This window comes from Streptomyces platensis, from assembly GCF_008704855.1.
In the GTDB taxonomy this organism is placed as follows: domain Bacteria; phylum Actinomycetota; class Actinomycetes; order Streptomycetales; family Streptomycetaceae; genus Streptomyces; species Streptomyces platensis.
In genome coordinates, this window is the sequence record NZ_CP023691.1 from 5,536,272 (window position 1) to 5,548,876 (window position 12,605).

A 12,605-nucleotide genomic window follows, 5' to 3' on the forward strand; every position below is an offset into this window, starting at 1 on the left:
CCCGGGCCGGGACCGCGTCATGCGGCCGGTCGCCGGTCCGGTGACGGTGCCGCGCCGCGGTTGTCCACAGCCCGGTTATCCACAGACGAAAGCCTGTCCTGTTCCTCCGGGCCGTCGGCTGACATGATCCCCCTGTCAGGTCAACGACCGTTAACAGGGAGGGCTGTATGCAACGGGAACGGCAGCTGTTCGGTGCGGAGGGCTGGGTCGCCGTCGAGCGGCACGGCTTCGTGGCGGAGCTGGTCATGGACCGCCCCAAGGCCATGAACGCCGTCTCGACGGCCATGGCCGACAGCCTGGCGCAGGCCTGCGCCGAGCTGGCCGCGGACCGCTCCGTACGGGCGGTGGTCCTCACCTCCACCCATGAGCGGGCGTTCTGCGTGGGCGCCGACCTCAAGGAGCGCAACTCCTTCACGGACGCCGACCTGATGCGCCAGCGCCCGCACACCCGGGCCGCCTACACGGGCGTACTGGAACTGCCGGTGCCGACCATCGCCGCAGTGCACGGCTTCGCGCTCGGTGGCGGCTTCGAGCTGGCGCTGGCCTGCGATCTGATCGTCGCCGACGGAACGGCCGTGGTCGGGCTGCCGGAGGTGTCGGTGGGCGTCATCCCGGGCGGCGGGGGGACCCAGCTGCTGCCGCGCCGGGTGGGCGCGGCGCGGGCGGCCGAGCTGGTGTTCACCGCGCGGCGGGTGCCGGCGCCCGAGGCCGTGGAGCTGGGCCTGGTCGACCAGCTGGCGGCGGACGGGCAGGACCGGGCCGAGGCGCTGGAGCTGGCGGCCCGGATCGCCCGCAATTCGCCGGTCGGGCTGCGGGCCGCCAAGCGCGCCATGCGGCTGGGGCACGGGCTGGATCTGCGGGCCGGCCTGGACCTGGAGGACGGCGCCTGGCGCAGTGTGGCCTTCTCCGGGGACCGGGCGGAGGGCGTGGCGGCCTTCAATGAGAAGCGGGATCCGGAGTGGCCCGGGGAGTGAGGCGGGCGAGGGGTGGCCGTCGTGCGAGTGCCGGGCCTTCCGGAAGGTTTGCGCGTAGTTACTCACCGTAATGGAGTCGCTTGCGCCCCTCCCGCGCGCCTCCCTGACCTCCGACCAGGAACGACGCGCATAACGCCCGGGTGTCGATCGCGCACGGAAAGGGGCGAAAGGGGTTAAACATTCCTACGCTGTAGTACAGAGCGTGCTCACGGTGACGGAATGCGAGGATCCGGTGGCGGGCGAGGGCGATGCGAGGCTGCGGGCAGTGGTGGAGCTGGCGCAGGCGATGGCGGCCGCGCACACGCCGCGCGAATCGGCGCACGCCGCGGCGCTGGGGGTGCGCCAGGCCCTGGGCGGCTCCTTCGCGGCGATCTCGAAATGGGAGCGCGAGCTGGGGAAGCTGCGGGTGCTGGTCAATACCGGCGAACTCGCCGAGGGTGAGGAGGAGTTCCCGGACGACGAGAGCTACCCCGTCCATGAATTCCCGGAGATCGTCGGCTTTCTGCACGAGCAGTGGGCGGGCGGCGGCGAGCCCAGCGCCTGGGTGGAGACCGCCGAGGGGGTGCACGCCCCGGCGCCGCGGGTGCCGGAGGAGGGGCCGGCCGGGGGCGGTGGCGGCAACCGCCAGCGGATGGCCGCGCTGCGCCGCCGCGGCCGGGGCTGCTGTGTGGTGGCGCCGATCGTGCTGCACGGGCGGGCCTGGGGCGAGCTGTATGTCGCGCGGCGAACGGGGGAGCCGGTCTTCGGCCGGGCGGACGCCGACTTCGCGAGTGTGCTGGCCGCGGTGACGGCCGCCGGGATCGCGCAGACCGAGCGGCTGGCGGAGGCCCGCCGGCTGGCCTTCACCGACGCGCTGACCGGCCTGGCCAACCGCCGTGCCGTCGATATGCGGCTGGACGAGGCGCTGGAGCTGCACCGCCGGGACGAGGTGGTGGTCAGCCTGGTGGTGTGCGATCTCAACGGGCTGAAGCGGGTGAACGACTCCCGCGGCCATGCGGTCGGCGACCGTCTGCTGGAGCGCTTCGGCTCGGTGCTGTCGTTGTGCGGCGCGATGCTGCCGGGCACTCTCGTCGCCCGGCTCGGCGGCGACGAGTTCTGTCTGCTCGCGGTGGGGCCGCCGGCCGACGAGGTGGTCAAGGTGGCCGGTGAACTGTGCGACCGCGCGGGGGAGTTGGACCTCGGGGAGGGGGTCGCGGTCGGGGTCGCCTCGACCGGGGACCCGATCGGCCCGGTGCGCAGCGCCCGCCGGCTCTTCCGGCTCGCGGACGCCGCGCAGTACAAGGCCAAGGCGGCGCGGTCCGGCGAGCCGGTGATCGCCGGGCGGCACGGGGGCAAGGACGACCCGGTCGTCCGGCTCGCGGACGCCCCGGACCGGCGGACGGGGCCGGAGCGCCGGCGCTTCCGGAGGTGAGGAGGTCTGCCCGCGCGGGGCCACCGGTCCGTCGCGGAGATCGGTAAGGGGTGATCCCGAAATCCGGTGGTGACATCCGGCGATTCAGTCTCTAGGGTGCCTGAATATGGATATGCACACTGTGGTGCTGGGGACGTCCGGCACGACCGCACAGGACGTCATCGCGGTGGCCCGCGGCGCGGCCCGGATCGAGCTGTCCGAGGAAGCCCTCACGGCCGTCGCCACCTCCCGCGCCTTCATCGACGAACTCGCCGCCAAGCCCGACCCCGTCTACGGCGTCTCCACCGGCTTCGGTGCCCTCGCCGTCCGCCACATCAGCCCCGAGCTGCGGGTCCAGCTCCAGCGCAACATCGTGCGTTCCCACGCGGCCGGGATGGGCCCGCGGGTCGAGCGGGAGGTCGTCCGCGCGCTGATGTTCCTGCGGCTCAAGACGCTCGCCTCCGGGCACACCGGCGTCCGCCCGCTGGTCGTCGAGACGATGGCCGCGCTCCTGAACGCCGGCATCACGCCCGTCGTCCACGAATACGGCTCGCTCGGCTGCTCCGGCGACCTGGCGCCGCTCTCGCACTGTGCGCTGGCGCTGATGGGCGAGGGTGACGCGGAAGGCCCCGACGGCGTCGTACGGCCGGCCGCCGAGCTGCTCGCCGTGCACGGCATCGAGCCCGTCGAACTGCGCGAGAAGGAGGGCCTGGCCCTCCTCAACGGCACCGACGGCATGCTCGGCATGCTCGTGATGGCCTGCGCCGATCTCGCCCGGCTGTTCACCTCGGCGGACATCACCGCGGCGCTCTCCCTGGAGGCGCTGCTCGGCACGGACAAGGTCCTCGCGCCCGAGCTGCACGCCATCCGTCCGCACCCCGGGCAGGCCGCCGCGGCCGCCAACATGGCCAAGGTGCTGGCCGGTTCGGAGTTCACCGGTCACCATCAGGACGACGCCCCGCGCGTCCAGGACGCCTACTCCATCCGCTGCGCCCCGCAGGTCGCCGGCGCCGGCCGGGACACCCTCGACCACGCCCGTCTGGTCGCCGACCGGGAGCTGGCCGCCGCCGTCGACAACCCCGTGGTCCTCCCGGACGGCCGGGTCGAGTCCAACGGCAACTTCCACGGCGCCCCGGTCGCCTACGTTCTCGACTTCCTGGCCATCGCCGCCGCCGACCTCGGCTCGATCGCCGAGCGCCGCACCGACCGCCTCCTGGACAAGAACCGTTCGCACGGGCTGCCCGCCTTCCTGGCCGGTGACCCGGGTGTCGACTCCGGGCTGATGATCGCCCAGTACACCCAGGCCGCGCTGGTCAGCGAGCTCAAGCGGCTGGCCGCGCCCGCTTCGGTGGACTCCATCCCGTCCTCCGCGATGCAGGAGGACCATGTCTCGATGGGCTGGTCGGCGGCGCGCAAGCTGCGCACCGCGGTCGACAACCTGACCCGGATCATCGCCGTCGAGCTCTATGCGGCGACCCGTGCCATCGAGATGCGGGAGGGCCTGACGCCGGCCCCCGCCACCCGCGCCGTACTGGACGCGGTGCGCGGAGCGGGCGTCCAGGGGCCGGGCGGGGACCGCTTCCTGGCGCCGGACCTGGAGAGCGCGTATGCGTTCGTCCGGGGCGGGAAGCTGGTGGCGGCCGTGGAGTCGGTCACCGGCGAGCTGGCCTGACGGCGGCCGGGGGCCGGCGGGCCGTCGCCGGCCCCGTCTCTCAGCCGGTCTCGCCGTGGGTGCGGCGGACGGAGTAGCTGACCAGGCCGGCGCCGAGCGCGAGACAGGCGGCGCCGCCGATCACATACGGCGTGGTGTCCGGGCTGCCGGTGTCGGCGAGGAAGTGCGGGCGGCCGGCGGTCCGGCCACCGCCGGTTCCGCTGCCCGCACTGCTGTCGTCCGAGGTGGCCGTCGTGGACCCGCTGACGGTCTCCTGCGCTTCGCTGACCGCGCGGTCGGCCAGGCCGGGACCGTCCGGTGCGGAGGCCACCCGCAGTGCGGAACCCGACGCACCGTCATCGTCCGCCGTGGCATTGGCGGAGGGTACGAACCACAGGGCGAACAGCACCGATCCCGCGGCCGTGGCGGTCAACAGCGGTCGTCGTGCGGTCACGGAAGCGATCCCCCTTGTGGGTTCGGCAAATTGGCCGTTGACCTCAGATGTTAATGACCGCCGCGGGTCGCGCGGAAGTCGGGAGTCGTCCATGCCTAACCTCCGTGCTATGAGCAATGGTGAGACATCACGGTTTGTGCGCCTTCATGTCGAATTGATCATGGAGGTCACCGACGCGGGCCGGCTGACCGGCGCCGCCGTCGACCACATCGACGCGGACCCCTCGCTGCCCGGCGAGGAGCGCAGACAGTCGCTGGAGACGGTCCGGGAGGACCCGGCGGAGGCGCTGGCCCATCTGATCGACCCGTTCGACCTCGTCACCAAGGTGCCGGGCGCCGAACTCGCACAGGCCTCCTGGAGCAGCGAGGAACTGACCGACTACGACCCGGACGCCGAGTGGGACGCGGCGGAGTGGGATCTGGCGGATGACGCGGACGGGGAGGGCTGACCGGCGCCCCCGATGGCCACGGCCCCCGTACGGCTCCCCGCCGTACGGGGGCCGACTACGTGGCTGGTGCGCCCGTGCCGGATGAGCCCCGTTTGACCGGTCCAGGCCATAAGTGGCCTTCCCCACACTTTGTGGAGGCATGGAACGGGCGAAACGGAAAAGGCGTTCAAATGGCGTCGGCCGGAATGCCGCCGTCCATATGAGCCGGCGTTCAGTTGGCTGCTCGCTCGGGGAAACGTGCGAAATCAGTAGCAATGGAGATGCGTGTGATGACGGACAGCAAGCGCCGGAAGGGCCTCATAGCCAGCGCCACGCTGCTCGGGGGCGTACTCACGCTTGCGGCGTGTGGTGGCAGCAGTGCGGCTGACCGAGGTCATGACGGTGGCGCTGAGGCCACCCGGCACGAGAACAGCCGCCAGGTGGACGAGGCGGCGGCCAAGGACGCCGCCGACGCCAAGATCACGATCCTCCCGGGGGACGGCGCCACCGACACGGGTCTCAACGACGCGAGTGTCGCGGTCAGTGACGGAAAGCTCACCGATGTCACCATGACCTCGGTCGAGACCAAGCAGCCGGTCGAGGGCGCACTGTCCGCCGACGGCAGCTCCTGGAAGCCGGACCAGCCGCTCAGCCGCTCCACGAAGTACAAGGTCACCGCGCATGCGGTCGACACCCAGGGGCGCAAGGCGGTGGAGAACTCCAGCTTCACCACGGTCGCCCCGACGGACAGCTTCATCGGAAACTTCACGCCGGAGGACGGCTCGACCGTCGGTGTCGGCATGCCGGTGTCGCTCAACTTCGACAAGCCGGTCAAGAACAAGGCGGACGTGGAGTCCGCGATCAAGATCGCGTCGAGCAGCAACCAGAAGGTCGTCGGCCACTGGTTCAACGACAAGCGGCTGGACTTCCGCCCCCAGAAGTACTGGCAGGCGAACTCCGAGGTCACCATGGAGCTCGGCCTGGACGGCGTCGAGGCGTCACCGGGCGTCAAGGGCATCCAGAACAAGACCGTCAGCTTCCACGTCGGCCACTCGCAGATCAGCACCGTCGACACCAAGGCGCACGAGATGACCGTGGTGCGGGACGGCCGGACCCTCAAGACCATTCCGATCTCGGCCGGCAGCGACGAGCACGCCACCTACAACGGCAAGATGGTCATCTCCGAACGGTTCAAGCAGACCCGGATGAACGGTTCGACGGTCGGCTTCAAGAAGCACAACGGCAAGGGCGAGTACGACATCCCCGATGTGCCGCACGCCATGCGCCTGACCAGCTCCGGCACCTTCATCCACGGCAACTACTGGGGCAAGGGCATCTTCGGCAAGGCCAACACCAGCCACGGCTGCATCGGCCTGGAGGACGCCAAGGGCGCCAAGGACTCCAAGACGGACGGCGCCTGGTTCTTCGACCACTCGCAGACCGGTGACGTGGTCGATGTCGTCAACTCCCCCGACAAGAGCGTCAAGCCGGACAACGGCCTGAACGGCTGGAACATGGACTGGTCGCAGTGGGTGGCCGGCAGCGCGGTGCAGTGACGCCCCGATGAGACGGCGGTGCCCGGCGCCCTCGGCGCGCGGGTGACCCGACCCGTCTCCGCCCGATGTGACCGATGCCCGGCGGCGCCGAAAATACGGCGCGCCGGGCATCGTCGCTGCGTACGGTCCGCGTATGAACATCGACACCGACGCCTGGTTCGCCGTGCTCGCCGCCGCCCGTGCCCACGACCGGCCGGACGGCCCCGCCCTCGAACGGGCCGCCGAGACCGGCCGGCTGCGGATCCCCGCCCTGCGCAGCCGGGCCGTCCCCGTCACGCTGCCCGCGCCCGAAGGCGCCACCGGCTACGCGGGCGTCGCCCTGCTCCGCCTCCACGACACCGAGGAGAACGCCGGCAACGCCTTCCTCGACACCCTGACGGTCCACCCCGCCCGCCGCGGCCGCGGGGCGGGCCGGGCCCTGTGGGAGAAGGTGCGCACCCGGCTCGCCGCCGAGGGGCGTACCTCGGTGAGCACCCTGGTGGAGCGGGGCGGTGCGGGCGAGCGGTTCGCCGTCGCCCGGGGCGCGGAGTGCGCGCTGCCGATGGTGGCCTACGTACAGGACGTCCGGACCGCCTCCACCCCGGCCACCGGCGTCCCGCTGCCCGCCGGCTACCGCTTCGCCGCCTGGAGCGGCGTCGTCCCGGACGCCCACGCCGCCGCCCACGCCCGCGCCCATGACGCCATGGAGGACGCCCCGTCCGGCGACCTGGACGAACAGCACGACCCCTGGGACGCCGAGCGGATACGGGCCGCGGCCCGGGTCGTCCTGGACCGTGGCGGGGTGCTGCTGACCGTGGCGGTCCTCGCGGAGGCCGACGGTGCGGTGGCCGGCTACACCGAACTCGTGCTGCCCACCCCGGACTCCGTCCAGGCCCTGCAGTACGACACCGTCGTCGTCCCCGCACACCGCGGCCGTGGCCTCGGCCGGGCCGTGAAGCTGCGGATGCTGGAGTACCTGCGCGCGCAGCGGCCGGGCGTACGAGAGATCGAGACGACGGTCGCGGACGAGAACACCCCGATGCGGGCGGTCAACGCCGCCCTCGGCTACCGCGCGGAGCGGAATCTCGGCTACTACCAAGTGCGGCTCTGACGCCGGGGCCCGGCGCGCCCGCCTCCCGGCAGGGCGCCGACGGGCCCTCCGTACAGTGAACGGGTGAGTGAGCGCGGAGGAAATGGGCGCGGCGGGCCGTCGCCGTCGGCCGGTGAACTGGTCGGGCAGGTGCTCGGCAGCGTCCGTTACGCGCCGGACGGCGAGCGGGCCGAGGACGCCATCGAGGCGGGCGCCTCGATGCTGGCGGCGGCCGAGGCCGGCTGGGCGGCGGTGAGCGCGGCGGTGGTCGAGGCCGCCGTGGCGGGCGTACGGCAGTGCTGGGCGGGCGGCTGGCACCCCGCCGACCTGGCACGGATCGTACGGCGGGAGGCCTTTGACACCGCACTCGTGGCGCTGGTCGTGGACGCCATCGCGGCCGAGGCGGCCCGGGCGGCCGCCCGCCCGGCTCCGGACCCGCGCTGGGCCGAGCAGCTGCGGCACCTCGGCGCCGAGGTCTGGTGGCCCGCCGACACCGGCTACCTCGACGCGCTGGCCACCCGCCGCCGCGCCTCCCGCTTCGAGACCGCCTACGACGTGCTGGCCGCGCTGCGCCTCCTCGCCCGGCTGCCCCGGATCACCCCGCTGCCGGCCCCGCCGCAGCCCGGCACCAGGAGCGGGCCCGCCGGTGACGCCGCGGCACGGGCCCTCGGGCGGATCCGCGGTCTGCTCGCCAAGGCGGAGGCGACCGACTACGCCGAGGAGGCCGAGGCGCTGTCCGCCAAGGCACAGGAGCTGATGGCCCGGCACAGCATCGACGAGGCGCTCCTCGACCGCGCGGACGGCTCCCCGGGCGGCCGGACCGACGGCCCGTCAGCGGTCCGTATCGGCATCGAGGGCCCCTACGAACAGGCCAAGGCGCTGCTGCTCGACGCGGTCGCGGCCGCCAACCGCTGCCAGGCCGTCTGGGCCGCCGACGTCGGCTTCTCCACCCTCATCGGCTTCGCACCCGACCTGGAGGCGGCCGAGATGCTCTACACCTCGCTGCTGCTCCAGGCCACCGCCGCGATGAACCGCGCGGGCGACGCCGTCCACGCCCGCGGCCGCTCCCGCCGCACCCGGGACTTCCGCCAGACCTTCCTCGTCGCCTACGCCGACCGCATCCGCGACCGGCTCGCGGTGGCCACCGCCGACGCCACGGCCGCCGCCACCGCCGAGTCCGCCCCCACGGCCCCCGACCTCCTCCCGGTCCTCGCCGCCCGCGCCCTCGCCGTCGAGGAGACCACCGGCGCCCTCTTCCCCGACACCGCCCCGGTCCGCCTCCGCGGCGTCCGCGACGCCGACGGCTGGCACCAGGGCAGAGCGGCGGCCGACCGGGCCAGGCTGGGGGAGGGGTGACCTCACGGGCGACGGCGGGCACGGCAGCGGGCACGCTCCGCGCCGTCCGCCGTCACGGGGCGAAGTACGCGCCCGGCGGCACCCCGACCGCCCGCCGGAAGGCCGCGACGAAGGCACTCGGGGAGGCATAGCCCACCCGCGCCGCCACCGCCGCCACCGTCGCGCCCCCGGCCAGCAGCGGCATCGCCGCCTGGAGCCGGATCCGGGTGCGCCACTGCCCGTACGGCATACCGGTGTCCGCCACGAACGCCCGCGCCAGCGTCCGGCCGCTCGCGCCCACCCGGGGGCCCCACTCCGCCAGCGTCCGCCCGTCCGACGGGTCGGCGCGCAGCGCCTCCGCGACCCGGCGCGCCCGGGGATCGCGCGGCATCGGCGCCTGCACCGTGGCCACCGACACCGGCCGCAGCTGATCGAGGACCACGGCCTCGGCCCGTTCGCGCGGCGCCGGGTCCAGCGTCCCGTCCGACAGATACGAGATCAGCTCGCGCAGCAGCGGTGAGACGCCGACGACGGTGGGCGCGGACCAGCCGACCGGGCAGCGGTCCGGCAGGAAGTACAGGCTCCGGAAGAGCGCCTGGCCCGCGGCGCCGGTGGCGTGCGGGGTTCCGGCGGGAATCCACAGCGCTACGGACGGCGGCAGCACCCAGGTGTTGCCGGTGGCCCGTACGGCCAGAACTCCCCGCCGCGCCCAGGCCAGTTGGTGGTGCTCATGGCGATGGCGGGCGAACCACTGCCCCCGGTCCATCGTGAAGCTCCCGACGACGACCGCCGCCCCCGCGGGCGGCCCCGGCGGCGCCACCTGACCGTCCGCCGCCTCGCGCCCGGCCGGCTGCGCCACCCTGCCCAACCCCGCGCTCCCGTCCGGCTGTTCACCGCTGTCCGTCCTGCGATACAACATGTCCCCCTGTCGCGTGGTGGTCACCGCGGCCGCTCCCTACGCTCGCCGCATGACCTCCATGAATCGCTATCACCAGTGGTTGTGCAACTCCCGGATGTGGGCTCGCGCGGTGGAGAAGGATCTGCTGCCCTGGGCGCTCGAAGACGTCCAACTCGGCGCTGACACCCTGGAGATCGGGCCCGGTTACGGTGCCACGACCCGGGTGCTGGCCCGTCGGACCGGCGGCCGACTGAGCGTCCTCGAAGTCGACGGGGGAGCGGCGGAGCGACTGCGTGCGGAGTACGGCGACCGGGTCGAGGTCGTGCACGGCGACGGCTGCGCGATGCCGTTGCCGGACGGCCGCTTCGACGCGGTCCTCTGCTTCACGATGCTGCATCATGTGCCGTCGCCGCGGCAGCAGGACCAGCTCTTCGCGGAGGCGTTCCGGGTGCTGCGGCCGGGCGGCGTCTTCGCGGGCTGCGACGGCCGGGCCGGCCGGGGCTTCCGCCTCATCCACCTCTGGGACACCTATGTCCCGGTGTCGCCCCGGACCCTCCCGGACCGGCTGTGCGCCGCCGGTTTCGCCACCCCCGACATCAGCCTCAGTAACGACAACTTCCGCTTCCGCGCCGTCCGTCCGTGAGCGGGCGGCAGGCGGCGGGCGGCGGGCGGCGGGCGGCGGGACGGGCCGGAGCCAGGGCCGGTCCGACCGACCAGGGCCGGACCGGCCCTACCCCAGCAACCCGCGCTCCAGGGCCGTGATCACGGCCGCGGTCCGGTCCGACACCTCCAACTTCTTGAACGCCCGCAGCAGATGGGTCTTGACCGTCGCCTCCCCGATGAACAGCTGCCGGCCGATCTCGCCATTGGTCAGCCCCTGACTCACCAGCCGCAGCACCTCGCACTCCCGGCCGGACAGCAGCGGCGCCTCCACCGCCCGCGCCCGGAACAGCTTCGGGGCAAGCGAAGGCGTCAGCACGGTCGCCCCGCGCGCCGCACCGTGCACCGCGTCGATCAGCTCCGCCCGGGAACTGCCCTTGAGGAGATAGCCGGCCGCGCCCGCCTCCACGGCGCGCAGGATGTCGGCGTCGTCCTCGTAGGTGGTGACGATGACCACCTTGGTGCGCGGCGACCGCCGCCGGATGTGGCCGGTGGCGGCGACCCCGTCCATCGCGCCCATCCGCAGATCCAGCAACACGAGGTCTGGGACCAGCCGCTCCGCCAGCGTCACGGCCTCCTCGCCGGAGCCCGCCTGTCCCACGACCTCGATGGCCGGGTCGGATTCGAGCATGGCGCACAGGCCCTCGCGGACGACGGGATGATCGTCCGCGAGCAGCACCCGCACCACGGCCGGGTCCTCAACGCCCTTCATGTGCCGCCTCCGTCCGCCGTTCCACCACTTCGGACGGCGGTGCCGACGGCCCGTCCGGCCGTCCCGCCGCCCCGTCCAAGGGCACCGTCACCTCGACGACGGTGCCCGCTCCCGGCGCGCTCACCACGCTCATCGCCCCACCGATCTCCGCCAGCCGGGCCGCCATGCCCCGCAGCCCGAACCCGCTGTCCTCGTCCCCGCCGCCGGGCCCGTCCTGGCCGTCCTCCGCCGCCCCGCCGTCCGCCTTCGCCTCCGCCGCGTCGAACCCACGGCCGTCATCGGTGACGTGGAGCCCGACGCGCCCGTCGTCGTACCGCAGCACCAGGTCGACCGCACGGGCCTCGGCATGCTTGCGCACATTGGTGCCGGCCTCCTGCGCGGCCCGCAGCAGGACGACATTGACCGCCATCGGCAGCGGCCGCTCGTCGCCCTCGACGGCGAACTGCGCCACGAGCCCGGTCTGCGCGGCCAGCCCGTCCGCCTGCCGCCGCAGCGCCTGCGCCAGCGAACTCTCCCGCAGCGAAGCGGGCGTCCGGTCGGCGACGAAGGAACGGGCCTCCGCCAGGCTCTCCTTGGCCATCCGTCCGACCAGCGCGAGGTGTTTCCGGGCGACGGCGGGGGCGTCCTCCACCTCCGCATCGGCGGCCTCCACCAGGCTGATGATGCTGGTCAGGCTCTGCGCCAGGGTGTCGTGGATCTCCCGCGCGAGCCGCTCGCGCTCGGCGGAGATCCCGGCCTGGTGCGACAGCCGGGCCACCTGCTCGCGGTTCCGCCGCAGCTCCTCGATGAGTTCGGCGTGCTCCTTGTTCTGCCGTACCACCCGCTTGATCCACAGCCCGAGGAGCACGGACAGGGCGATCCCGAGCAGCGACGCCAGGAGCACGAACAGCATCAGCGGGGCGGTGGCGCCGCCCCGGAGCCACAGCATCGTGACGGGGACGAGATTGCCGACCACACCGGCCACCACGGCCGGCCGGGTGTCCAGGCTCATCATCAGCATCGGGACCAGCGCGAACAGCGCGAACGCACTCGTCAGATCCACCGCGGTGGCGAGCCCGAACAGCCCGAAGAGCCCGCCGGCGAAGACCGTGTTCCGACGGTCCCGCTCATGACGCAGCATCAACGGCCGCCCGATCCCCGCGTACCAGGGCACGACCAGCGTCAGCGCACCGATGGCGATCAACCGCCCGGTCTGCGGTACGGCGGAGGTGAACACCAGCCCCGTGGTGACCAGATAGCAGATCACGAAGTAGCTGTCCCACAGCCCGAACCAACGCACCCGTGCGTCGGGCGCGCGCCGCGCCTCACGCGTCACCGTGTCCATCCCCCTGCATCCGAACGGCCCCGCACCGGGGCGCGGGCGCCATCGTGCCACCGCGGCCCCCAGTCCTATCACCCGGCTTCCGCCTCGGCCGCACTGTCCACCGACCGGTGGACAGCTGAATCCACCGGCCGGTCGTACCCCCATAACAAGGCGTC

Annotated in this window: 12 protein-coding genes; 8 read left to right on the plus strand and 4 right to left on the minus strand. The window is 73.3% G+C overall.

What is annotated here, in order from left to right; all coding sequences use genetic code 11:
* Window positions 1-167 precede the first annotated feature (167 nt).
* The 3 genes from CP981_RS24640 (at window position 168) to hutH (ending at window position 4,036) form a co-directional block, all read left to right on the plus strand.
* Entirely contained in the window at window positions 168-974 is an 807-nt protein-coding gene (locus CP981_RS24640) for an enoyl-CoA hydratase/isomerase family protein (RefSeq protein WP_085924721.1), read from the plus strand.
* 286 nt (window positions 975-1,260) lie between these two features.
* A complete protein-coding gene (locus CP981_RS24645; RefSeq protein ID WP_085924798.1) occupies window positions 1,261-2,385 on the plus strand; it encodes a GGDEF domain-containing protein in 1,125 nt (374 codons plus the stop codon).
* 106 nt (window positions 2,386-2,491) lie between these two features.
* Window positions 2,492-4,036, plus strand: coding sequence for a histidine ammonia-lyase (hutH, locus tag CP981_RS24650; RefSeq protein ID WP_085924720.1), 1,545 nt, complete (start codon window positions 2,492-2,494; stop codon window positions 4,034-4,036).
* A 40-nt stretch (window positions 4,037-4,076) separates the two neighbouring features.
* On the opposite strand, the gene CP981_RS24655 is transcribed toward hutH, so the two are convergent.
* Complete coding sequence (locus tag CP981_RS24655; RefSeq protein ID WP_085924719.1) at window positions 4,077-4,469, minus strand: hypothetical protein; 393 nt, start codon at window positions 4,467-4,469, stop codon at window positions 4,077-4,079.
* Between the two features lie 109 nt (window positions 4,470-4,578).
* Between CP981_RS24655 and CP981_RS24660 the strand changes: the two genes are divergently transcribed.
* The 4 genes from CP981_RS24660 to CP981_RS24675 all read left to right on the plus strand — a co-directional run bounded on the left by CP981_RS24660 (window position 4,579) and on the right by CP981_RS24675 (window position 8,877).
* Entirely contained in the window at window positions 4,579-4,917 is a 339-nt protein-coding gene (locus CP981_RS24660; protein ID WP_235468339.1) for a hypothetical protein, read from the plus strand.
* 269 nt (window positions 4,918-5,186) lie between these two features.
* Entirely contained in the window at window positions 5,187-6,452 is a 1,266-nt protein-coding gene (locus CP981_RS24665; RefSeq protein WP_085924796.1) for a L,D-transpeptidase, read from the plus strand.
* Window positions 6,453-6,585: 133 nt separating this feature from the next.
* Complete coding sequence (locus CP981_RS24670; RefSeq protein WP_085924718.1) at window positions 6,586-7,542, plus strand: GNAT family N-acetyltransferase; 957 nt, start codon at window positions 6,586-6,588, stop codon at window positions 7,540-7,542.
* A 129-nt stretch (window positions 7,543-7,671) separates the two neighbouring features.
* Window positions 7,672-8,877, plus strand: coding sequence for a DUF2786 domain-containing protein (locus CP981_RS24675; protein ID WP_085924717.1), 1,206 nt, complete (start codon window positions 7,672-7,674; stop codon window positions 8,875-8,877).
* A gap of 52 nt (window positions 8,878-8,929) precedes the next feature.
* Here CP981_RS24675 and CP981_RS24680 read toward each other — a convergent pair whose 3' ends face one another.
* Entirely contained in the window at window positions 8,930-9,799 is an 870-nt protein-coding gene (locus tag CP981_RS24680) for an AraC family transcriptional regulator (protein ID WP_280116798.1), read from the minus strand.
* 25 nt (window positions 9,800-9,824) lie between these two features.
* Here CP981_RS24680 and CP981_RS24685 point away from each other — a divergent pair, with 25 nt between their 5' ends.
* Window positions 9,825-10,397 carry a class I SAM-dependent methyltransferase gene (locus CP981_RS24685; protein WP_208852977.1) on the plus strand — a complete coding sequence of 191 codons (573 nt, stop codon included), beginning with the start codon at window positions 9,825-9,827 and terminating at the stop codon, window positions 10,395-10,397.
* An 87-nt stretch (window positions 10,398-10,484) separates the two neighbouring features.
* On the opposite strand, the gene CP981_RS24690 is transcribed toward CP981_RS24685, so the two are convergent.
* Window positions 10,485-11,126: a response regulator gene (locus CP981_RS24690; RefSeq protein WP_085924715.1), complete on the minus strand. Its 642-nt coding sequence runs from the start codon at window positions 11,124-11,126 to the stop codon at window positions 10,485-10,487.
* Complete coding sequence (locus tag CP981_RS24695) at window positions 11,113-12,450, minus strand: sensor histidine kinase (RefSeq protein WP_167536150.1); 1,338 nt, start codon at window positions 12,448-12,450, stop codon at window positions 11,113-11,115. Before CP981_RS24695 ends, CP981_RS24690 begins: the two co-directional genes overlap by 14 nt.
* Between the last annotated feature and the right edge of the window lie 155 nt (window positions 12,451-12,605).

Coding starts and splice junctions, on each gene's coding strand:
- CP981_RS24640 (WP_085924721.1), top strand. CDS start 168: ATGCAACGGGAACGGCAGCTGTTCGGTGCGGAGGGCTGGGTCGCCGTC.
- CP981_RS24645 (WP_085924798.1), top strand. CDS start 1,261: ATGGCGGCCGCGCACACGCCGCGCGAATCGGCGCACGCCGCGGCGCTG.
- hutH (WP_085924720.1), top strand. CDS start 2,492: ATGGATATGCACACTGTGGTGCTGGGGACGTCCGGCACGACCGCACAG.
- CP981_RS24660 (WP_235468339.1), top strand. CDS start 4,579: ATGAGCAATGGTGAGACATCACGGTTTGTGCGCCTTCATGTCGAATTG.
- CP981_RS24665 (WP_085924796.1), top strand. CDS start 5,187: ATGACGGACAGCAAGCGCCGGAAGGGCCTCATAGCCAGCGCCACGCTG.
- CP981_RS24670 (WP_085924718.1), top strand. CDS start 6,586: ATGAACATCGACACCGACGCCTGGTTCGCCGTGCTCGCCGCCGCCCGT.
- CP981_RS24685 (WP_208852977.1), top strand. CDS start 9,825: ATGACCTCCATGAATCGCTATCACCAGTGGTTGTGCAACTCCCGGATG.
- CP981_RS24690 (WP_085924715.1), bottom strand. CDS start 11,126: ATGAAGGGCGTTGAGGACCCGGCCGTGGTGCGGGTGCTGCTCGCGGAC.
- CP981_RS24695 (WP_167536150.1), bottom strand. CDS start 12,450: ATGGACACGGTGACGCGTGAGGCGCGGCGCGCGCCCGACGCACGGGTG.